This is a genomic window from Nonomuraea sp. LPB2021202275-12-8 (genome assembly GCF_037044575.1).
In the GTDB taxonomy this organism is placed as follows: domain Bacteria; phylum Actinomycetota; class Actinomycetes; order Streptosporangiales; family Streptosporangiaceae; genus Nonomuraea.
This window is the reverse complement of the sequence record NZ_JBAHWD010000048.1, coordinates 37766-56867: the sequence shown is the minus strand read 5'-3', so window position 1 is coordinate 56867 and position 19102 is coordinate 37766. Positions and strand designations below refer to the sequence as shown.

The 19102-nt window shown below is 71.3% G+C and carries 30 protein-coding genes; 10 read left to right on the top strand and 20 right to left on the bottom strand.

Features of this window, described 5'->3' with window-relative positions; genetic code table 11:
* Window positions 1–3: 3 nt before the first annotated feature.
* Together V5E28_RS49880 and V5E28_RS44830 are read right to left on the bottom strand one after the other, a co-directional pair.
* The gene (locus V5E28_RS49880; RefSeq protein WP_442945979.1) at window positions 4–63 is read right to left on the bottom strand and encodes a MerR family DNA-binding transcriptional regulator; all 60 of its coding nucleotides are present in this window, start codon (window positions 61–63) and stop codon (window positions 4–6) included.
* Window positions 64–72: 9 nt separating this feature from the next.
* Window positions 73–1017 (bottom strand): oxidoreductase, encoded by a 945-nt coding sequence (locus tag V5E28_RS44830; protein ID WP_336216304.1) that lies wholly within the window; start codon window positions 1015–1017, stop codon window positions 73–75.
* Between the two features lie 97 nt (window positions 1018–1114).
* Between V5E28_RS44830 and V5E28_RS44825 the strand changes: the two genes are divergently transcribed.
* Genes V5E28_RS44825 through V5E28_RS44815 form a run of 3 tightly spaced genes read left to right on the top strand, consistent with a single transcriptional unit; the run spans window position 1115 to window position 2937 of the window.
* Complete coding sequence (locus tag V5E28_RS44825) at window positions 1115–1729, top strand: TetR/AcrR family transcriptional regulator (protein ID WP_336216303.1); 615 nt, start codon at window positions 1115–1117, stop codon at window positions 1727–1729.
* 40 nt (window positions 1730–1769) lie between these two features.
* A complete protein-coding gene (locus tag V5E28_RS44820) occupies window positions 1770–2516 on the top strand; it encodes an SDR family oxidoreductase (protein WP_336216301.1) in 747 nt (248 codons plus the stop codon).
* Window positions 2517–2529: 13 nt separating this feature from the next.
* Window positions 2530–2937: a cupin domain-containing protein gene (locus tag V5E28_RS44815; RefSeq protein WP_336216299.1), complete on the top strand. Its 408-nt coding sequence runs from the start codon at window positions 2530–2532 to the stop codon at window positions 2935–2937.
* Between the two features lie 27 nt (window positions 2938–2964).
* Here the strand turns inward: V5E28_RS44815 and V5E28_RS44810 are convergent, their stop codons facing one another.
* Window positions 2965–3288, bottom strand: coding sequence for a cupin domain-containing protein (locus tag V5E28_RS44810; RefSeq protein WP_336216298.1), 324 nt, complete (start codon window positions 3286–3288; stop codon window positions 2965–2967).
* Between the two features lie 71 nt (window positions 3289–3359).
* Here V5E28_RS44810 and V5E28_RS44805 point away from each other — a divergent pair, with 71 nt between their 5' ends.
* Window positions 3360–4349 carry a helix-turn-helix domain-containing protein gene (locus V5E28_RS44805; protein ID WP_336216297.1) on the top strand — a complete coding sequence of 330 codons (990 nt, stop codon included), beginning with the start codon at window positions 3360–3362 and terminating at the stop codon, window positions 4347–4349.
* Here V5E28_RS44805 and V5E28_RS44800 read toward each other — a convergent pair.
* From V5E28_RS44800 to V5E28_RS44765, 8 genes are all read right to left on the bottom strand, one after another.
* The gene (locus tag V5E28_RS44800) at window positions 4296–4619 is read right to left on the bottom strand and encodes an STAS domain-containing protein (protein WP_336216296.1); all 324 of its coding nucleotides are present in this window, start codon (window positions 4617–4619) and stop codon (window positions 4296–4298) included. The genes V5E28_RS44805 and V5E28_RS44800 overlap by 54 nt on opposite strands.
* Before the next feature lie 173 nt (window positions 4620–4792).
* On the bottom strand, window positions 4793–5185 hold the full coding sequence (locus tag V5E28_RS44795; RefSeq protein ID WP_336216294.1) for a YkvA family protein: 393 nt from the start codon (window positions 5183–5185) through the stop codon (window positions 4793–4795).
* Window positions 5186–5188: 3 nt separating this feature from the next.
* A complete protein-coding gene (locus tag V5E28_RS44790; RefSeq protein ID WP_336216293.1) occupies window positions 5189–5314 on the bottom strand; it encodes a hypothetical protein in 126 nt (41 codons plus the stop codon).
* A 130-nt stretch (window positions 5315–5444) separates the two neighbouring features.
* Window positions 5445–6809 carry a serine hydrolase domain-containing protein gene (locus V5E28_RS44785; RefSeq protein WP_336216292.1) on the bottom strand — a complete coding sequence of 455 codons (1365 nt, stop codon included), beginning with the start codon at window positions 6807–6809 and terminating at the stop codon, window positions 5445–5447.
* 50 nt (window positions 6810–6859) lie between these two features.
* Window positions 6860–7369: a GbsR/MarR family transcriptional regulator gene (locus V5E28_RS44780; protein WP_336216290.1), complete on the bottom strand. Its 510-nt coding sequence runs from the start codon at window positions 7367–7369 to the stop codon at window positions 6860–6862.
* A 134-nt stretch (window positions 7370–7503) separates the two neighbouring features.
* Window positions 7504–8043, bottom strand: a complete 540-nt coding sequence (locus V5E28_RS44775) for a YdeI/OmpD-associated family protein (RefSeq protein ID WP_336216289.1) — start codon at window positions 8041–8043, stop codon at window positions 7504–7506.
* A complete protein-coding gene (locus tag V5E28_RS44770) occupies window positions 8040–8447 on the bottom strand; it encodes a VOC family protein (RefSeq protein ID WP_336216288.1) in 408 nt (135 codons plus the stop codon). The genes V5E28_RS44775 and V5E28_RS44770 overlap by 4 nt, the downstream gene beginning before the upstream one ends.
* Window positions 8448–8527: 80 nt before the next feature.
* A complete protein-coding gene (locus V5E28_RS44765) occupies window positions 8528–8737 on the bottom strand; it encodes a hypothetical protein (protein ID WP_442945977.1) in 210 nt (69 codons plus the stop codon).
* Between V5E28_RS44765 and V5E28_RS44760 the strand changes: the two genes are divergently transcribed.
* Window positions 8738–8890, top strand: a complete 153-nt coding sequence (locus V5E28_RS44760; protein ID WP_336216286.1) for a TetR/AcrR family transcriptional regulator C-terminal domain-containing protein — start codon at window positions 8738–8740, stop codon at window positions 8888–8890.
* Between the two features lie 16 nt (window positions 8891–8906).
* Here the strand turns inward: V5E28_RS44760 and V5E28_RS44755 are convergent, their stop codons facing one another.
* The 6 genes from V5E28_RS44755 to V5E28_RS44730 form a co-directional block, all read right to left on the bottom strand.
* The gene (locus V5E28_RS44755; protein WP_336216285.1) at window positions 8907–9353 is read right to left on the bottom strand and encodes a hypothetical protein; all 447 of its coding nucleotides are present in this window, start codon (window positions 9351–9353) and stop codon (window positions 8907–8909) included.
* A 78-nt stretch (window positions 9354–9431) separates the two neighbouring features.
* The gene (locus V5E28_RS44750; RefSeq protein WP_336216283.1) at window positions 9432–9872 is read right to left on the bottom strand and encodes a MarR family winged helix-turn-helix transcriptional regulator; all 441 of its coding nucleotides are present in this window, start codon (window positions 9870–9872) and stop codon (window positions 9432–9434) included.
* Window positions 9873–9900: 28 nt separating this feature from the next.
* A complete protein-coding gene (locus V5E28_RS44745) occupies window positions 9901–10359 on the bottom strand; it encodes an ATP-binding protein (RefSeq protein WP_336216281.1) in 459 nt (152 codons plus the stop codon).
* Window positions 10360–10454: 95 nt separating this feature from the next.
* Window positions 10455–11396 carry a DUF5996 family protein gene (locus V5E28_RS44740; RefSeq protein WP_336216280.1) on the bottom strand — a complete coding sequence of 314 codons (942 nt, stop codon included), beginning with the start codon at window positions 11394–11396 and terminating at the stop codon, window positions 10455–10457.
* A gap of 183 nt (window positions 11397–11579) precedes the next feature.
* Window positions 11580–12314, bottom strand: coding sequence for an RNA polymerase sigma factor (locus V5E28_RS44735; RefSeq protein ID WP_336216278.1), 735 nt, complete (start codon window positions 12312–12314; stop codon window positions 11580–11582).
* A 112-nt stretch (window positions 12315–12426) separates the two neighbouring features.
* Window positions 12427–12579, bottom strand: a complete 153-nt coding sequence (locus V5E28_RS44730) for a VOC family protein (RefSeq protein ID WP_336216276.1) — start codon at window positions 12577–12579, stop codon at window positions 12427–12429.
* Between the two features lie 176 nt (window positions 12580–12755).
* On the opposite strand from V5E28_RS44730, the gene V5E28_RS44725 reads away from it, so the two are divergent.
* On the top strand, window positions 12756–13856 hold the full coding sequence (locus V5E28_RS44725) for a serine hydrolase domain-containing protein (protein WP_336216274.1): 1101 nt from the start codon (window positions 12756–12758) through the stop codon (window positions 13854–13856).
* Between the two features lie 39 nt (window positions 13857–13895).
* Here the strand turns inward: V5E28_RS44725 and V5E28_RS44720 are convergent, their stop codons facing one another.
* Window positions 13896–14537: an SDR family NAD(P)-dependent oxidoreductase gene (locus tag V5E28_RS44720; RefSeq protein ID WP_336216273.1), complete on the bottom strand. Its 642-nt coding sequence runs from the start codon at window positions 14535–14537 to the stop codon at window positions 13896–13898.
* 86 nt (window positions 14538–14623) lie between these two features.
* Between V5E28_RS44720 and V5E28_RS44715 the strand changes: the two genes are divergently transcribed.
* The 4 genes from V5E28_RS44715 (at window position 14624) to V5E28_RS44700 (ending at window position 17163) form a co-directional block, all read left to right on the top strand.
* A complete protein-coding gene (locus V5E28_RS44715; protein ID WP_336216272.1) occupies window positions 14624–15013 on the top strand; it encodes a MerR family transcriptional regulator in 390 nt (129 codons plus the stop codon).
* 274 nt (window positions 15014–15287) lie between these two features.
* Window positions 15288–15716: a DUF418 domain-containing protein gene (locus tag V5E28_RS44710; RefSeq protein ID WP_336216271.1), complete on the top strand. Its 429-nt coding sequence runs from the start codon at window positions 15288–15290 to the stop codon at window positions 15714–15716.
* Window positions 15717–15750: 34 nt separating this feature from the next.
* Window positions 15751–16212 (top strand): VOC family protein, encoded by a 462-nt coding sequence (locus V5E28_RS44705; protein ID WP_336216270.1) that lies wholly within the window; start codon window positions 15751–15753, stop codon window positions 16210–16212.
* 129 nt (window positions 16213–16341) lie between these two features.
* Window positions 16342–17163, top strand: a complete 822-nt coding sequence (locus V5E28_RS44700; RefSeq protein WP_336216269.1) for an SCO6745 family protein — start codon at window positions 16342–16344, stop codon at window positions 17161–17163.
* Window positions 17164–17272: 109 nt separating this feature from the next.
* Here the strand turns inward: V5E28_RS44700 and V5E28_RS44695 are convergent, their stop codons facing one another.
* Window positions 17273–17878, bottom strand: coding sequence for a TetR/AcrR family transcriptional regulator (locus V5E28_RS44695; RefSeq protein ID WP_336216266.1), 606 nt, complete (start codon window positions 17876–17878; stop codon window positions 17273–17275).
* 279 nt (window positions 17879–18157) lie between these two features.
* Window positions 18158–18952 carry an SDR family oxidoreductase gene (locus V5E28_RS44690; protein WP_336216265.1) on the bottom strand — a complete coding sequence of 265 codons (795 nt, stop codon included), beginning with the start codon at window positions 18950–18952 and terminating at the stop codon, window positions 18158–18160.
* Window positions 18953–19102 lie beyond the last annotated feature (150 nt).

Sequence of the window (19102 nt, the reverse complement as noted above, 5' to 3'; positions counted from 1 at the left end):
GGACTAGTGGCGCACGGTCCGGGTCGACACCCCGAGCAGTGCGGCGAGTTCTCCGATCCGCATGCCGTCCAGTTAAGACGTTGACGCCGCGTGAAGGTCAAACCCTCCGATGGGGTAGCTGACGCCGGTGAGCCGTTCGGACAGCCGCCACAGCCGGCGGGCGGTGTCGGCGTCCCTGATGGCGCGCTCGCCGGTGCGCCGTACGGGTTCGCCGCGTAGCTGCAGCGGCCCGTCGGGCACGATGTAGCTGCCTCCAGGCAGGTCCGGGACGGTCGCTGCGTACAGAGAGGTCCTGGCTCCTTCCGGGGTGGGGCGGAAGGCCGCGCGCACGAGCAGGCGCGCCAGTGTCGCGTACAGCCGGCCGCGCTCGCTGTTGGCGCCGCCGGTGAGCACGTTGGTCCGGGTGAGGCCGGGGGCGACGGCCATGCTGCGCAGGCTCAGCCCCGCCGCGTCCGCCCGTCGCTGCAGCTCGGTGGCGAAGTAGAGGTTGGCCCGCTTGGACTGCACGTAGGCGAAGAGGGTGAGGTAGCGGCGTTCGGCGTTGAGGTTGTCCAGGTCGAAGCGGGCGAATCGCTGGCCTTCGCTGCTGACGGTGACCACGCGCGGATCCGGCGCGGCGAGCAGTTGGGGGAGGAGCAGGCCGGTGAGGGCGAAGGTGCCCAGGTGGTTGACGCCGAACTGGGACTCGAAGCCGTCCATGGTCCTGGCGAACGGCACCATCGCCAGGCCCGCGTTGTTGACCAGCAGGTCGAGCCGGTCGTGGTCCCACGCGGCGGCGAACTCGCGGATGGCGGCCAGGCTGGCCAGGTCCAGGCGGCGCAGCTCGAGACGCGCGCCGGGCGCCTCGTCGCGCATCCGGGCGAGGGCGGCCTGGCCGCGGCCGGGATCGCGGCAGGCCAGCACGACGTGGGCGCCGTGGCGGGCCAGCTCGCGGGCGGTGACGTAGCCGATGCCGCTGTTGGCGCCGGTCACGACCGCCAGCCGTCCCGTCTGGTCGGGGATGGGGGAGACGCGCATGGGGGTACCTCGCAGAGACGCGGAGACAGATCGCAACTCGGAGTTGCGATACGGTGATCCTGTCGAGAATCCCGCTATAACGCAACTCGGAGTTGCAATGGAGTCTGATCGTCCGGTCGGGCGCGGCGCGAAAGTCCGGGCCGCGGTCCATGCCGCCACGCTCGCCGAGCTGGTGGACAAGGGCTACGCGGCGCTGACCGTCGACGGTGTCGCCCAGCGCGCCGGCGTCCACAAGACGACCGTCTACAGGCGCTGGAAGGACCGCGAGAGCCTCATCGTGGACACCGTCGCCGAGCACATGGCGATGGACATCCCCGTGCCGGACACCGGGACGGCGGAGGGCGATCTGGGCGCGCTCGCCCGCTCGCTCGTGCAGTCCTTCACCACGCCTGCCGGTCAGGCCATCCTGGCCGCCATGTTCACCGGGGCCGCCCACCTTCCGGAGATCGCCGAGGCCAGGCGCCACGTCTTCCACGACCGGCTCCGGCGGGCCGAACCCGTGGTGACGCGGGCCGTCGCCCGGGGCGAGCTGCCCGCCGGCACCGATCCGGCCGGCCTTCTCAAGACCCTGGCCGCGCCGATCTATCTCAGCCTGCTCATCACCGCCGATCCGCTCGACGACGCCCTCGCCGACCGGGCCGCCCGGATCGCGCTCGCCGCCGCGCGCGCGGGCGCACTCGGGCCCGCCGTACGAGAAGACCGGGAGGGGTGAGGGGGCATAAAGCGGGCATAGGCGACAAAAGGGGGCAGAGATGAAGATTGTTGTTATCGGCGGGAGCGGCCTCATCGGCTCGAAAGTCGTCGCCCACCTCCGTGAGCGCGGCCACGAGGCGCTGGCCGCGTCCCCCAAGTCGGGCGTCAACACCATCACCGGCGAAGGGCTGGCCGATGCGCTGGAGGGCGCCTCGGTGGTCGTCGACGTGGCGAACTCCCCCTCGTTCGAGGACGCGGCGGTGATGGAGTTCTTCCGGACTTCGACCGGGAACCTGCTCGCCGCCGAGGCGGCCGCGGGCGTGGAGCATCACGTCGCCCTGTCCGTGGTGGGGAGCGACCGCCTGCCCGACAGCGGCTACTTCCGCGCCAAGATCGCTCAGGAAGAGCTGATCAAGGAATCGCCCATCCCCTACTCGATCGTCCGCGCGACGCAGTTCTTCGAGTTCGTCACGGCCCTCGCTCAGGCCGCGACCAACGGCAACACGGTCCGCCTGGCGCATGTGCTCATCCAGCCCATCGCGGCGGCCGACATCGCCGAAACGGTGGCGAAGGTGGCCGTGGGCCCGCCCGTGAACGGCACCATCGAGCTGGCCGGCCCCGAGCAGTTCCGCCTCGACGAGCTCGTCCGGCTGGATCTGAGCGCACGCGACGACCCCCGCGAAGTGATCATCGACTCGCACGGGCGCTACTTCGGGGCCGAGCTGAGCGAGCGCGTCCTCATCCCCGCCGATGGCGCGATCCTCGCCGAGACCCGTTTCGAAGACTGGCTCAGAACCAAGGGATGAAAGGAGCCCTCCCATGCCGGAGAGGTCCAGCACCTGGCGCGACGCGCTCACCACGCTGCAGACGGCGAAGCCGCCCTTCGTCCCGGAAGGGGCCGAGGTGATGACCGTCCTCATCCAGTACCCGCCCGGCGACCCCGGTGCTCCGCCGCACCGGCACTCCGGACCGGCCTTCGGTTACGTGCTGGAGGGCGAGATGCTGTTCGAGCTGGAAGGCGAGCCCGAGCGCGTCATCCGGGCCGGGGAGGCGTTCTGGGAGCCGGGCGGCGACGTGATCCACTACCAGGACGGCAACAACCGGACGGACAGTTGGAGCCGGTTCGTCGTCACGATGATGGGCGAGCCCGGCAAGCCCATGCTCGTCGTCGTCGACGACGAGGAGCTGGCCCAGCGCAGGGACCGGCGCGCACCCCGGCCCTCCTGACCGTGCCGCCCGAGGCCGGCGGCGACCCTATCGAGGCGGGATGCTGATGCCGAGCATGCGCGCCCCCGTCTCCGTGCGCGGGCGGTGCGAGCTGCCCGGCGCGAACACCACGTAGCTGCCCGGCCCGAGCCGGCGCCCCCTGTCGAGAAACTCTCCCGACACGACGTAGTAGCGCTCCTCACCATCGTGTACGTCCACTTCCGGCCATTCGGTGCCGGGTGCGAAGTCGTACATCCAGCCGCGCGCCCACTCGGTGGCCGGCAGCCGCCGCCGGATGATCCCGGGGACGACCTCGACCGCTTCCACCTCGTCGACCTGCAGGACCTGGATGTCATCGGGTTCTTGCGTCATGCCGCCATCGTGGCCGGAACGCGGCATCCGGGCCCAGTGTCTTGATTGACGCGTTCAGGTACATTCCTGCCATGAGTCTGCATAGGGTGGTCGCCCTGGTCCTGCCCCCGCAGTCCACCTTCGAGCTCGCGTGCGCCGCCGAGGTCTTCGGGATGCGCCGTCCCGGCCTGCCCGCCCGCTACGAGTTCGCGGTGTGCGCCGAGAGTCCCGGCGCGGTGCCGACTCTGGCGGGCTACGACATGGCGGTCGCCGACGGCCTGGCGGCGCTGGAGGCCGCCGACACGGTCGTGATCCCCGGCAGGCAGCGGCGCGACGAGCCCGTTCCGCCCGCCGTGATCGACGCGGTGCTGCGGGCCCACCGGCGCGGGGCGCGGATCGTCGCCATCTGCTCCGGCGCCTTCCTCCTGGCCGAAGCGGGCCTGCTCGATCACCGGCGGGCCACCACCCACTGGCGGATGGCCGCCGAGCTGGCGGCCCGTTTCCCCGAGGTGCGGGTCGAGGCCGACACCCTCTACGTCGACCTGGGGGACCTGGCGACCAGCGCGGGCACCGCCGCGGCCATCGACCTCTGCCTGCACCTCGTCCGCGCCGACCACGGCGCCGCCTACGCCGCGCAGGTCGCCCGGCACATGGTCATGCCTCCGCACCGAGAAGGCGGGCAGCTCCAGTACGCGGTGGTCCCCGGCGGCGTGCCCGACTCCCTGGCGCCGGTCCTCGACTGGGCAGCCGAACGGCTCCACGAACCCCTCACCGTCGACGACCTCGCCGCGCGGGCGGGGGTCTCGCCTCGCACGCTGGCCCGCAGGTTCGCCGAGCAGCTCGGCGTCAGCCCGGGCAGGTGGCTGCTCGGGCAGCGCGTCTCGGCGGCCCGTGCGCTGCTGGAGGAGACCGATCTGCCGGTCGAGACGATCGCCGGGAGGGTGGGGCTGTCCTCCGCCACCAACCTGCGCAGGCGCTTTCACCGTATCGTGCGCACCACCCCGGCGGCCTACAGGCGATCCTTCGGCTCACACCACGATCGGCAGGCTGCGGTCCAGGCCGGCGATGTGCAGCAGCCTTGACACGCACGGGCGCGGAGCCGCCAGGGCGAGGACGATCCCGCGCTGCCGGGCGCGGCGCTGGATGTCGATCAGGACAGCTAGGCCGCAGGCGTCGCAGAAGGTCACTCCGGCCAGGTCGAGGATGAGCAGGTCGGAGCTATATCGCAGAACACCGCGCAGTTCGCAGCGGAGCGGCTGGCAGGTGACGATGTCGAGCTCACCGGACAGGTGGACGATGGTCGGAGCTGTCGGGCCGGCCCCGCCTAGCGGTGAGGTGTCGGTAACGGTCATCGGCTTCTCCTTTCGGACAAGCGAAGCAGCGAGGCCCAGTGCGATGAGGGCTTGCAGCGGGTGACGCCGACCTGAGAAATCCTCGGTAACGCAACTCTACGCCGCCGCACTCGGGAAAGCACCGGTGCCGGCGCTCTGACCTGGGCGTGCGCCGGAAAAGAATCAGCCAACCTCTAGAAGCCGGCCAGGCGCGACAGGACGGCGAAGCCGTCGTCGGTGCCGGGCCAGTGCCGGCGCACCGCCTCCGGCCCGGCGCGACGGACCACCGAACGCAGCACCGCGACGACGATGATGGCGTCGTCGGCGTACCCGAGGACGGGGATGAAGTCGGGCACCAGGTCGATCGGGAAGGCGAGATAGCCGAGCAGCAGGGCCAGGCGCACCCGTACACCTCTGGGCAGGGCGGGGTCGGCGGCGAGGCGGCGCACCAGGCGCAGCACGTCCGGCAGCAGCCGCAGCGCCTCACGCAGCAGCCCACCGCGCGGCCGGACGACCACCAGCGTCACGACCAGCGCCAGCCAGCCGGCCGTCAGCGCGAGCGCGATCCCGATCAGCAGGTCCAGCACGGGTCACCGCGCCCGGCGCGGAGCTGTGGCGAGGTCGCCGAGATACCGCGAGACCGGCCCCGGGGTGAGCGGCCCGCTGCCGGCCGGCTCCGCCGCCGCGGGGGTGAGCTCGTTGTGTGCTCGTTCCATCCTCCGAGTGTCGCCGACGGCGATCGCCTCATGCTGTGGTACCGCCGCCCCGTCTCGGCTCCCCTTCCCGACGAACCCCACGACGGCCCCGCCCGGCAGGGCGGGAACGCCTGAGATCCCCTTCTGAGGATCAGCCGGACTTGGGGGTGGCGCGCATGCCGATGTACAAGCAGTCGGTGCCGTCGCTCAGGGTGGAGAAGACCACGGGGATGTAGTCCTCGCTGAAGGACGGTCCGGCGCCCGTGGCGGCGAAGACCGTCTCCGAGATCGGCACGAGGTCCACCTCCAGCGGCGGGGAGAAGTCCTTCATGCCGTCGACGAACTCGTAGCGGACGCGGGCGCTGCCGTCGGCGTCCTGGGCGACGGTGACGACGACGCCCTCGCGCTTGTACTCGCCCAGCAGCCGCGTCATGTCCACCACGGGCGGCTCGGCCGCGGGCCCGAAGGCGTCCGGCATGCGCACCCCCGCCAGCTCGGCCAGCAACTCGCGATACAGCTCGGCGTACAGCTGCCGGGCGCCGCCGCCGTTGGTCAGCAGGGCGACGACCACGCCCGCGTGCGGGACGACGCGCAGGTAGGCGTACTGGCCGATGGCGGCGCCGTCGTGGCCGTAGCCGGAGACGCCGTCCCAGTCGTACAGGGTCCAGCCCAGGCCCCAGCCGTCGGCGCTGACGGTCCACTTGTCCGGGCTGTCGACCTCCCGGCGCTGCATCGCCGCGACGGAGGCGGGGGACAGGACGCCGCGTCCGCCGTCCAGGTGCATCTGGGCGAAGCGGGCCAGGTCGCCCGCGGAGATGATGACCCTGCCGTACGGGCCCGCGGAACGCGGCATCAGGTCCCAGGCCGGCGCCGGGTCGGGATCCTGACCCGGCTCGCCCAGGTGGCTCATCGCCGCCCGGAACCGCAGCGCCTCCTCGGGCAGTGTCATCGAATGGTCCAGTCCGAGCGGGGTGAAGAGCCGGTCCTTCAAGGCCTGGTCCCAGGTCTGGCCGGTCAGCACCTCGACGATGCGGCCCAGCACGACGTAGCCGAGGCTGCTGTAGGAGAGCGCCGTCCCGGGCGGGCAGTCCAGCGCGACCTGCCGGGCGGCCTTGACGTAGGTGGCCAGGCAGTCGTCACCCCGGCCGGAGTCATAGGTGAAGTCGCAGGTCAGGCCGCCGGTGTGGCTGAGCAGCTGCCGGACGGTGATCGTCTTGGTGGCCACCTCGTCCGGGGTGGCGAACTCCGGCAGCACGCTCACGACGGTCGCGTCGAGGTCGAGCAGGCCGGAGTCGGCGAGCTGCATGATCAGGGTGGCGGTGTAGACCTTGGCGATCGAGCCCGACTGGAACACCGAGTCGGTCGTCACCTCCACACCCGTGCCCCGGTGCAGCACACCGCTGGCCAGCTCGTGCACGCTCCCGCCGGACAGCACGGCCAGCGACGCTCCGGGGACGTGGTGGGCGGCGCGAAGCTCGTCGAGCCTCGCCTGCCAGCGAGCGGTGTCGAAAGTCATCAGGGGTCTCCTCATCAGGTTCGGGGGATTGCGCGAAGTGTCGCGGCGGCTCAGAGCCGGCTCGTCCCGGAGTCGCCGGGCAGCTCGCCCGAGGCGAGCAGGGCGTCGCGGTGGGCGCGCCACTCGGCCGCGAGTGCGGGCATCCGCTCGGCCAGGAAGCCGGCGAAGGCGGCCGTCTCCATCAGGCGCGCCCGCCGGGTGGCGGGCGCCTCGCCCAGCACCTCGAGGCCGCGCCGGGCCAGCGTGCCGAGCGAGGCGTATTCAGCCTGCTTGTCCACCATCTTCAGCCAGATCGCGGGATGCAGGCTGATCCGGTCCACCCGCTCGCCGGCGGCGCGCGAGCGCTGGATCCAGGACCACTCCTCGAGCACGGCGACCGCGCCGCTGACGGCGCTGCGACTGGCCCGCAGCGCCTCGCTGAGCTCGGCGATGGTCTGCTGCGGCGGATCGCAGATCAGGAGCCACCCTGCCACCCGGCCGGTCATCGGCGGCAGGGCGTTCTGCCGCGCGAAGTGACGACCGACCTCGTCGGCGAAGGCGAGTTCGCTTTCGTAAGCCATGCGCCCGACATTACCGACATACCTGAAATAACACAAATCTCTGTCATTTCAGGCAGGATGCCGCGTGGGCCGATCGATGGCTGAGGGCGACGACGTCGAACCGCGGACCCCCACCCGCTGCAATCCCGGCCCGGTCAGGCCGGCAGGCCGGAGATCTGCTTCCGCAGGCGAGCCGCGCGCCCGGCCGGGGTCCGGGCCTTCAGCAGCGGCAGGATCACCAGGTAGCGGGCGGTCCTGTCGAGCGCCTCGAAGCGGGCGGCGGCCTCCGGGTCGGCGGCCAGGGCCTCGGCCAGGTCCGGCGGGACGGTGGCGTTGCGCTGGGCGGTGTAGGCCGCCGCCCAGCGGCCGTCGGCCTGGGCGGCGGCGACCTCCGCCAGGCCGGGCGGCCGCATGCGCCCCTCGGCCGTCAGCGCCTCGACGCGTTCGACGTTCTCCCGCGACCAGGGACTGCCCCTGCGGCGGCGCGAGTATCGCTGCAGGTAGCAGTCCTCGTCATGGGCCTTGCGCTGGCTGTCGATCCAGCCGTAGCACAGGGCCACCCGCAGCGCCTGCTCGATGGTGATCGACGAGACGGGCGACCCCTTCTTGGCGATCTTCAGCCAGACGCCGCCCTCGTCCTCGTGGTGATCGGCCAGCCACGACTCCCACTGGCCGGCGTCCGCGAAGTGCATCATCGGCCCAGGATCTCCAGGTAGTGCTTGTTGTACATGACGCCCAGCACGTTCCCGAACGGGTCGACCACCGAGGCGGTGACGAATCCGGGTCCGTGCTCGGTGAGCGGCAGGTACGGCTTCGCTCCCAGGGACAGCAGCCGGTCCAGGGCGGCCTCGACGTCGTCGACGTGCCAGTGGATGATCGCGCCCCCCGGCTCGCCGGACGCGCCCGGCGGGGCGTAACGCCGGTCGATGATGCCGAGCTCGGCCTGGTAGTCGCCGATCCTGAACTCGTAGTAGGCGGCCGGCTGCCCGTTGCCCGGCCGCTCGAAGTACGGCTCGACGCCCAGCAGTTCGACGTACCACTTCCTCGCCGCCTCCATGTCGTCGGCGAAGAAGTTCACGGTGGCCAGTCCTCGCAGCATGTGCTGCTCCTTTCGTCTCTTCGAACACTAGGAGCCGTTGAGGAACCTCCGTTTCCGCAATGCCCGGCGGGCTGACCGATTCAGAGGGTGATGCCGTTCGCGGCCTGCTGCACCCTCTCCGGAGCGGCGCCCTGGCCGGGGTTGTCCAGGGCGAGTGCCTGGTTCTGCGCGACGAACGGGCGCATGCGCTCCTCGTAGCGCCCGAACGCCCCGGCGGGGTTCTTGCCCAGCTCCTCGGCCAGCACGTACGCCCCGACCATGGCCAGGCTGGTGCCCTGTAGGAGGACCACATGCGGGGAATCGCCGAGTCCGGGGACTATCCCACCTTCGTCAAGGTCGTGGACGAGCTGGCCGGCACCTTCGACCTCGATCTCGACCGGCTCTTCGAGTTCGGCCTCGGCCCGCTGCTCGACGGGCTCACCGAGGTGATCGAAGGGCGCTGACAGCACGCACGCGTCTCTACGCGCCCGGGCGCACGATCATCAGGACGACCACGACGGCCCACAGCAGGTTGTAGATCCCGGCGAGCATGGACAGCGTGCGCAGGCCCTTGGCGTCGCCGGGTTCGGCGAGCGCGTCGCGCTGGCGCGGGTAGATCTGCAGGGCCAGCACACCGCCCGCGACGACGGTGAGGACCATCGAGATGTTCAGCCAGATCTCGCTCATGCGACCCTGGACCAGGGCCAGGGCGATCCCGGCGACGGGCACGACGAGGCCGAAGACGCCGTAGCCCCGGGTGATGCGATGCAGTGCGACGGCGACGGCCCGGCTGCGCTCGCCCGAGACATCCGCCGGCGAGCCGGCGGCGACCGGCGCGTAGCGGGGGAACAGGCTCGCCGCGACGGCCGAGCCCCCGACGAACACGATGCCGGCGAGCACATGCACGGACAGCAGTACGGCTTCCACGACACTCCTCCTCGGTACCTTCAGGCAGGCTGAAGCCTACACGAAAGCTTCAGGCAACCTGAAGCCCTTGTGGAGAAGTCAGGGGCGGCCCTCGAACGCGGCGCGGACGGCGTCGGCGATCTGCCGCTGGACGGGATCGGAGTCCGGGCCGAACAGCGTGTCGTCGACCACGGCCACCGCGTCCTTCGCCGATCGCAGGAGGCGCGCGCCGTCAGGCGTGAGCTCGATCGCCGACGCCGAGCCCGCGCGGGCGGTGTTGTCGCGCACCAGACCGGCGACGGCGAGCCCCTTCACCGCCGTGTGCACGCTCTGGACCGTGGTCCCGGCCATCCGCGCCAGCTCGCTGAACGACACTCCGGGCACGCCGGCGATGTGACCGAGCAGCGCGAGCCTGCTGACCGTGAGATCGAGCGGCGCGAGTGCGGCGTTGAGCTCGGACTCGATCCGCCGCGCCAGCGTGAGCAGCACGATGGAGGGACTGGTCGCGGGCGGGTCGGGGCGGTCGTCTTCGGTGGTCACCACCCAAGTTTCGCGCACCGAGCCGTCGTCAGCGGCACCGTGTGGGCGCCGGCCGGCCGCCCCACGCGCTCCGGCGAGCCGGAGCATGCCGCCGTCTGGCGGCCGGTTCCCCCTGCATGCGCAGGCGCAGCCGGGTGTGGCCCGCGGGGTGGTCGAGGGTGACCTGGTCGCACAGCCGACGGATCGTCCACAGGCCGAACCCGTGCGGGGTGGTGGTGTCCAGCTCGGTGTCCAGGTGGCCGGGAGTCAGGGTGCCCGCGTCGTCCAGGATCTCCACGGTGATGCCGCCGCCGTCGCTGCTGGCCGTGACCGTCCCGACTCCTCCGGCGTGTTCGAGCACGTTGGCGGCGGCCTCGTTGACGGCCAGCACCAGGTCCTCCAGCCGCGGACCGGACAGCCCGGCGCCCTCGGCGTAGGTGCGGACCGTGGAACGCAGCCCGCCCAGGTCCTCCGTGATGGGGCAGCGGAGCTCGGGCTCTGCGTTCATGATCATCGTGACCTCGCGACGGTTCATGCGGTGTGTACGTCCCGTACAACTTCCTCACAGGCGCGAACTAAACCCCGCGGGCCGTACGGGCTCCGTCACGTCGCGGTGCTCAGCTGCGGATCGGTGACCCCGCCAGGACAGGCGAACCGGGCGATGTCCCAGCCGGCGCGGCGCGCTCCGGCCTGATAGGCGCTGTCGAAGAAGGCGAGCACGGCGGCGCGTGGGTCGGGCGCGGACCGGACGTCGGCGTACGGCAGCACCGCCAGATGGCTGCCCCGCTGCTTGATCCAGCGGGCGGCCCCGGGCTCCAGGGGCTCGCTGTCGAGGCCTTCGGGCTCCGGAGCGGTGTAGGCGTAGAAGGCCGGCTCGGGGAAGGCCGCGTCACCGAACCAGAAGCCGAAGCTGATCACCTCCCGCGAGTAGGCCTCGCGGGTCACGGGGTCGGCCTCGGGCGGCTGTTCGATCGGGCGGTCGGAGAAGCGGGTGCAGGCGATGTCGAAGGTGTGCCAGAAGTGGTGCACCGGGCTGGTCTTGCCCGAGTAGTCGGCGGCGAACTCCTCCAGCAGGAGATTCACCTGGCTCAGGATCTGCCAGTAGCGGGTGACCAGGACGGGGTCGTAGGCGGCGTGCTCGGTGTCTTCGGCGAACGGCCGGTCCGCGTCGGGCAGGTCGAACGGGTGCGGCAGGGCCATGTCCACCCGCACGTCCAGGGCCTCCAGCGCCCGCATGGTGTCGCGGTAGAAGGACGCAACCGACTGGCCGGGGAGTCCGAACGACACCTCCCGGCCGTCCACCGTCGTGACGATGAGCCGGTGGCTCAGGAAGTCGAAGTCGATCGTGAAGATCGGGTTGCCGTCGACCTGGCCCATCGGCCGGGTGGTGATGCCGTGCCCGGTGAGATGGAACGGCGCGTTCCACCAGTGATTGCGGCGGGCCGCGCAGGAGAGCCGGACCTTGCCTATCACCTGGCAGAAACGGTGCAACGTGGCCTTGGTGTCCTCCCAGTCGGCCAGCGGCAGCGCCGCGAACTGTTCCATGACGACAGCGTTCCCCGGAGTCGTCGGCCGAATACCCGGCCAGGTCATGGAGAGCGAGATCTTCGGTTCGCTGCCTCGACGTCCAGTTGATTCTCCATCGCTCTGATCAAGGACGCACGAGGAGCACGTCCCGCGACGGCATCCGATCCGCTCGCGGACGGAGACGCTGTGCTCGACGCCTTCCTACCGGCCGCCGGGCAGGTCGCGAGCCGCTCGGTCCAGCAGGTAGCGCTGCTCGGGAAGGCTGGTGGCCAAGCGGGCGGCCTTCCGGTAGCTGTCACGGGCGCCCTGGTGGTCGCCGGCCATCTCCAGCAGGTGTGCCCGGACCGCGTGGAGCCGGTGGTGCCCGGACAGCCGGTCATCGGTTTCCAGGGGCTCCAGGAGCGCCAGCCCGGCCGCCGGGCCCTGAGCCATGGCCACCGCGACGGCGTGGTTGAGCGTGACCATGGGATTGGCGTCCAGCTCTTCGAGGAGCCGATACAGGGCGACGATCTGCGGCCAGTCGGTGTCCTCGGCGCGCGCCGCCTCCGCGTGCACGGCCGCGATGGCCGCCTGCAGTTGGTAGGGGCCGGCGGGGGAGCGGGCCAGGGCGCGGGTGATCGAAGCGATGCCCTCGTCGATCGGCTCGCGGCTCCATCGGCTGCGATCCTGTTCGGCGAGCGGGACCAGGCTGCCGTCGGGCCGGGTGCGGGCCGGTCGGCGGGCGTCGGTGAGCAGCATGAGAGCGAGCAGCCCGGCGACCTCGCCGTCCCCGGGCAGCAGCCGGCGCACGATCCTGGTGAGCCGGATCGCCTCCCCGGTCAGGTCGCTGCGGTGCAGGCCCGGGCCCGAGCTGGCGGTGTAACCCTCGTTGAAGATCAGGTAGAGCACGTGCAGGACGCTGTGGAGCCGGTCCGCCCGCTCGTGCTCGGGCGGCATGCGGAACCGGGCGCCGCTGCCTCCACGTCGGGAACGCCCACGTAGAACAGGACGCGGCGCCCGAAGCCCGGGCCTCCGCCGATCCCGCCGTTGACGCCGGTCGTGCCGCCGTTCACGAAACCGTACTCGCCGGGCCGGGCCGGGAGACCGCGGCCGCGACCGGGCCGCCTGTGTCGAACTCCCAGCCGAACAGCTCACCGAAGTAGCCCCGCAGCCTCGCCGGATCGCTGCCGATGATCTCGAAGTGCACCACTGGCCTTGCCATGACGTTCCTCTCCGGACGCCCAGGACGGGCGCCTCACATCCAAGGTCGGAGCGCGTGGCGCTGGCTCGACATCTTCCCGGGAGAAATCTTGTGAAGGGATGTCGAAAACCAGCCTTCTCGTACGACCTCTACGGTGAGGTTCGGGTGGCCGAGCCGTCGGGCAGAGAGGATTGATCATGACTTCACTACAGGACCAGGTGCAGAAGGTCATCGACGACCGGGTGCGCAGCGGCGCCGAGGCCGGCCTGCAGGTCGCCGTCTTCATGGACGGCAAGCAGGTCGTCGACGCCGTCGCCGGTGCGGCCGACTCCACGACCGGACGCCCGGTGACATCGGACACCCCGTTCTACGCCTATTCGGTGGGCAAGGCGATGACGGCCACGATCGTGCACATCCTCGCCGAGCGCGGCGCGTTCGGCGAGGCCGGTTACGACGCCCCCGTCGCCGAGTTCTGGCCGGAGTTCGCCCACAACGGCAAGCAGGGGGTGACGATCCGGCACGCGCTCACCCACACCGCCGGCATCCCCGGGCTGCCGTCCGACGTGACGCCGGAGGAGGTCTGCGACTGGGACCGCATCTGCGCCCGCGTCGCGGCGCTCGAACCGTGGTGGGAGCCGGGCACGAAGACCGCCTACCACGCCTACACCTTCGGATTCATCCTCGGCGAGCTGGTCCGGCGCGTCACCGGACGGCGCATCTCCGAGCTGTTGCGGACCGAGGTCGCCGAGCCGCTCGGGATGCCCGGCGAGCTGTGGTTCGGCATGCCCGCCGCCGAGGTCCCGCGCGCGGCGCGGCTGGAGGACGACCCGGCCGCGGCAGGGTTCGAGCTGCCGCCCGACTCGCCCTTCTGGAAGCTCGCCCCGCCCGCCGTGAACCCCGACGCGACCTTCGGCAACCGTACGGACGTGCTCCAGGCGGACATTCCCGCAGGCGGGAAGGTGTCGGCCCGCGCCATCGCCCGCCTGTACGCCGCGCTGCTCGGCGAGGTCGACGGCGTGCGGCTGCTGACCCCCGAGCGGGTGAAGGGCCTCACCCGCGTCGACTACTCCGGTCCCGACGAGATCTTCGGCATGCCGTCGTCATGGAGTCTCGGCCTGGCCTGCGGCCGTCCGGGCGCCGAGCCGGGCACGCAGGACACCTGGTTCGGCTGGGGCGGCGTCGGCGGTTCGTACGCGGGCATGGACGCCGCGACCGGCACCACGCTCGCGATCGGCAAGAACCGGCTCGGCATGGACTTCGAGACGGCGACCCGGATCGCCGCCCTCCTCGACGGCTGACCTGCTCGTGCACGGATGGCCGAGGAGGTACGACCCGGATCACGGCCCGACGGTGATCTCCTGCTGCCACAGGTGCCGCGGCTGGGTGTGCAGCCGCCAGTAGTGCTCGGCGATGGCGTCCGGGTCGAGGGCCGTGCCCGGCGCGACAGGGCCGTCCACGGTGACGCAGGCCACGTGGACGCCGAAGGGCCCGTACTCCTCGTCGAGCAGCGCCACCAGCGTCCGGACGCCGGCCTTGCCGAGCGAGAGGCTGACGTACTGCGGCTTCGGCTCGGGCATCCCGCCGGTGACGATGAACGAGCCGCCGCCCCGCCGCGCCATCGCCGGCGCGAGGTGGGCGGCGGCGGTGAGCGCCCCGACGACGTTGACCGCCCAGGCGTCCAGGTGCTCGCGCACGGACAGCTGGCCCGGCGCGTCCGCCTGGATGATCGCCGCGTTGTAGACCACCACGTCCGGGAGGCCGAGCTCGCCGGTCGCCGCGTCGAGGGCGGCGCGCAACGCCGTCTCGTCGGCGCTGTCGGCGATCAGCGGGACCACCGGAGCGCCGACGGCTCCGGCCACGGTTTCGAGCGTGCCGGCGGTCCGTGCCAGCAGGGCGATGGGCAGGCCCTCTCGCGCGAACCGGCGGGCGACCGACAGGCCGATCCCCGGGCCCGCTCCGATGACCACAGCTCCCGGCATGACAGTCTCCTTCACTTTTCGGTGGCGGACATGGGGAGGTTAAGGTGTCACATCGATGTGAAGGTCAACCTCGGGGGAGGGCGCACATGCGGATCGGTGACCTGGTCCACGCGACCGGCGTCAACCGGCGCCTGCTGCGCTACTACGAAGAGCAGGGGCTCCTCCGGCCGTTGCGGCTGGCCAACGGTTACCGCGAATACGCGGAATCGGACGTCGCCGCGGTGCGCCACATTCGCGCCCTGCTGGCCGCCGGCCTGCCCACCGCGGTCATCGCCCGGCTGCTGCACTGCGTCCACGACGACGGCGAGCGGCTGGTCGCGTCGGCCTGCCCGGGAGTGATCACCCACCTGCGGCGAGAACGTCACCGCATCGCCGAGGCGATCAACCGGCTCCAATCGTCCCAGGACGCGCTCGACACCATGATCACTGTCGCCCTACGGCAATCCGACGGGCATGAGGAGGACGGCCCGGCCTGACATCGGTGACGCTGTCGTGCCGCACGGCGTCGAGGGCGCGGTCGGGCCGTACCGGCCGAAAGTACGGTCGCGGGCGGTGCGGCTCCCTGCTTTCGACCGATGCCGGCGCCCGGCCGGGTCCGCAGGATGAGCCCATGCCATCCGAACCTCTGTTGGAAGCCGGGGCCGCGGCGCCCCTCCCCGGCCGGCCGCGCATCGCCGCGCTCGATGTGGTGCGCGGGTTCGCGCTGTGCGGGATCATGCTCGCCAACATCCAGCCGATCGCCCGCCCGCCGTGTGGTGGCAGGCCGGCGGGCACGACGCGCACGACCCCGCCTTCGGGCTCTCGCTCGCCGTGGCCGGGCTGCTGCTCGCGGGAGTGTACGTGTGCGCCCTGCTGATCCTGCTCAGGACGCCGCTGCGACCGGCGCTGCAGACCGTCTTCGCACCGCTGGGCCGGATGGCGCTGACCAACTATCTGACGGCGACCATCCTCGTCCTGGCGGCCCGCCCCATCCTCGGCGGCTCACCTGAAAACTGGTCGACGGCGACGGTGCTCCTGCTCGCCGGCGCCATCCTCACCCTCCAGTGGCTGCTGTCCACCCTCTGGCTGAGCCGGTGCCGCCAGGGGCCGATCGAGTGGCTCTGGCGCTGGGCCACCTGGGGGCGCCGCCCACCTCTACGCGCCACCCCGAAGAGTAATCAGATCAGCACAGTTGGTTAGAATGCGGACGCTGAACACTCAAGGGGGCACCAGCATGGATCTCAAGCTCGAAGCCGTCATCATCCCCGTCTCGGACGTGGATCGCGCCAAGCGGTTCTACGCCGAGGCCCTGGGCTGGAGGGTGGACATCGACCACCGCGCCTACACCTTCGAGGAGGCCGTGGGCTTCAGATATCCCGGCGCGGAGAGCTACCGCATCGTCCAGCTGACGCCACCGGGATCCGAATGCTCGATCCTGATCGGCGACGGGGTGACGAAGGTGCCGCCGGGCGCCTGCCAGGGGATGCACCTGGTCTCGTCCGACCTCGAAGCCACCCGGGCCGAGCTCGTCGAGCGCGGCGTGGAGGTCAGTGAGCCCTTCCACTTCAGCCCCGAAGGGCGCACGTCCGGCCTCGAGCCCGGGCGTGCCGACTACAACGGCTACGCGTCGTTCACCGACCCCGACGGCAACGGCTGGCTGATCCAGGAAGTCAAGCAGCGCGCCCCGGGGCGGTGACTCGCGAGTCTCGTGGCCTTCGCCGTGGCGCTGGTGGGCGCGGACGACACCGGAAGTGAGCCGGGGACTACCGCGACCGAGAGGATAGAACTATCTTCTAGAAACCACGACGGCTCGGAAGGGTGACGGATGAAGGCAGCGCGAACGGCCTGGCGGCGGCTCGAGCCGCTGCACGGCATGATCTATTTCGTCCCCGAAGGCGCCCGGCGTTACGCCGAGCTCGGGTTGCGCGGCCGCGCCGGCTACTTCGCCTCGCGGGGCGCCGCCTTCGGCCGGGCGCCGGCGGAGCTGGTCATCGCGACCTTCTACAACTTCCATCCAGGCCTGGTACGGCGATCGCTGTCCGGAGTCTGGGACGCGGTGTCGCCCGAGGAGGTGCTGGCCGCGCGGTACGCGGCGGCGGACGAGGCGTTGCGCCGGGCGGGGGTGCACGAGCTGGACGGCCTGGCGGAGGTCGTCGAGCTGGCGCGCCGTGCCGCCGAGGCGGCGTGCGAGCACCCGCAGGGCCGCCCCCTGTTCGCCGCGCATGCCGCGTTGCCGTGGCCCGAGGAGCGGGTGCTCCAGTTGTGGCACGCCCAGACGCTGCTCAGGGAGTTCCGCGGGGACGGGCACGTCGCGTGCCTGCTCGGTGAGGGGATCGGCGGGCTGGAGGCACTGGTCCTGCACGCCGCGAGCGGCACGGTCCCCACCGTCTTCCTCAAGATGAGCCGTGCCTGGCCAGAGGAGGAGTGGGATGCCGCCGAGCAGGATCTGCGCGAGCGCGGGCTGCTCGACGGCGACACGCTCAGCACCGACGGCAAGGCGCTGCGCCAGCGCATCGAGGACCGTACCGACACCCTCGCCCTGCCCGCCTACGCCGCACTCGGCGAGGCCGGCTGCGAGCGCCTCGCCGAGCTGGCCGTCCCGTTCCGCCGGGCCGTCGTCGACGCGGGCCTGCTCCAGCCTGGCTGAACACTCCAGCTGTAGATCGTGATTTTGCCGGTCATCGCTGGTGCGGAGTCATGCAGGGTGCATTTCTCCACGTGGTGCCGTGACCGGCGGCGTCGAAGGCGGCCGGTCATTACGTTCGAGAGTTGAGTACGCAGTCGACGGCCATGTACAGGGTTTCCGTCTCGGATCGCAGGATCGACTCCTCGGCGGGCAACGCCCTCTCGGTCGCGAGCCCGTTGAGGACGGTCATCAGGAACCTCGCACGTCGCGTGTTGTCACCTACGGCCAGCGCACCTTCCTGCGTGAGGCCCGCCAGCCATGACTCGACACGGCGTTGCCCTTCCAGGTCCATGGCGAGATACGCCGCACGAACCTCGTCGGTCGGCTCGGGGGCGATGAACGCCTCGAAGACCTTGCCCCATGCTTCTCGTGCCTGTTCCCCTACTCCGGCAGGCGCGAGCACCTGCCGGAGACAGTCCACGAGTCGATCTCGCGCCGGTATCGAACGGTCGTGGATCCAGTCCTTGGAGACCACCTCGTCGTAGACGACGGCGAGCACCGCATCCCGCAGTTCGCGCTGCGTGGGGAAGAAGTGCCTGAGTGATCCGGTGCTCACCCCGGCCCGCGCCGCGACCGCCCGCACGCTCAGGCTCGCCCCCGCATCCTCTCCGATCATCGCCGCGGCCGCCGCGAGAATCTTGTCCCGAGAGCTGGTGCTCGTCTTCTTCTGTGTCACTGCCCCCACCTCCCATCACACTGTACTAGTACGCCGTGCTAACGTAGCTCATAGTGCACTAGCACAGCGTGCTAGTGCAGGGTTCGGTCGAGCGCCAGGGAGGCTGAGAAATGTCCGAGGAGCGGCGGCGACGTCGGGCGGCGAACTCGTTTCCCCCGCCGAGCCGGCCACGCTGATCGCCAGCGACGAGGGCCAGCCGGTCTACGAGGCGATGGGCTATCTCCGGCTGATGCGGCTCACGATGTGGCACCGGCCACCGGAGGCCTGACGGCGCCGAACTCACAGGCCCCGCTTCGCCTGCTCGATCAGGAAGTCCTCCCAGATGCGGCGGCCGACGGCCCGCTCGGGGGCGAGGTTGGCGCCCGCCCGGTACGCGGCGGCGGCTCTGCCCGGGGTCCTGACCGACAGGACCAGCCGGCGCTTGCCGCTCGCGCGCAGGTAGTCACGGGCAAGCTCGTCCATCCCGTACACGCGCGGCCCGGCCATGTCGGGCACGAGGCCGGCGGGCCGGTCCAGCGCCAGCTCCACAAGTCTGGCCGCCACCTCGCCGGCGTCGACCGGCTGGAACCGGACGCCGCCCCAGAGCGGCATCACCGGCAGCTTGGCCATCTGTCGCAGGGTCGTCAGGATCCAGTCGTGGAACTGGGTCGCGCGCAGGGTGGTCCACGGCACTCCGGACTCGGCCACGATGGTCTCGGCCGCCCGCTTGGCGGCGAAGTAGCCGAACATGGCGCGGTCGACCCCGCTGACGACCGGGACCTGGTCGGCTCCGACCACCGAGATGTACACCAGGTGCCGGACGCCCACCCGCGATGCCGCCCGCACCAGGTGCCTGGCCTTGTCGGCGTCGCCCTTGGCGCTTCCGGCGCAGTGCACGATGGTCTCGGCACCCTTCACCGCCGCGTCGAGCCCCTCGCCGGTGGACACGTCGCCGGTCACGTACTCGATGCCGTCTCCGGGCTCGTGGCCGTGCCGGCTGAGCACCCGCACGTCGCACCCGGCGTCCCGCAGCAGCGGCACGACGAGGCGCCCGAGTGTGCCCGTGCCGCCGGTGACCAGAATGGGTGACGTCATGGTCTCTCCAACCTCGCCAGGTCCGGGAGGCGTTCTCCCGGTGGGTCCACTGCTATGACCCACGACGAGGAAGGAATGTGACGGGAGGGCAGAGGCGGCCGGGAGGGCTGGGCGCGGCCGTGATGCGGCAGCGCGACGGTGCCGGCCTCG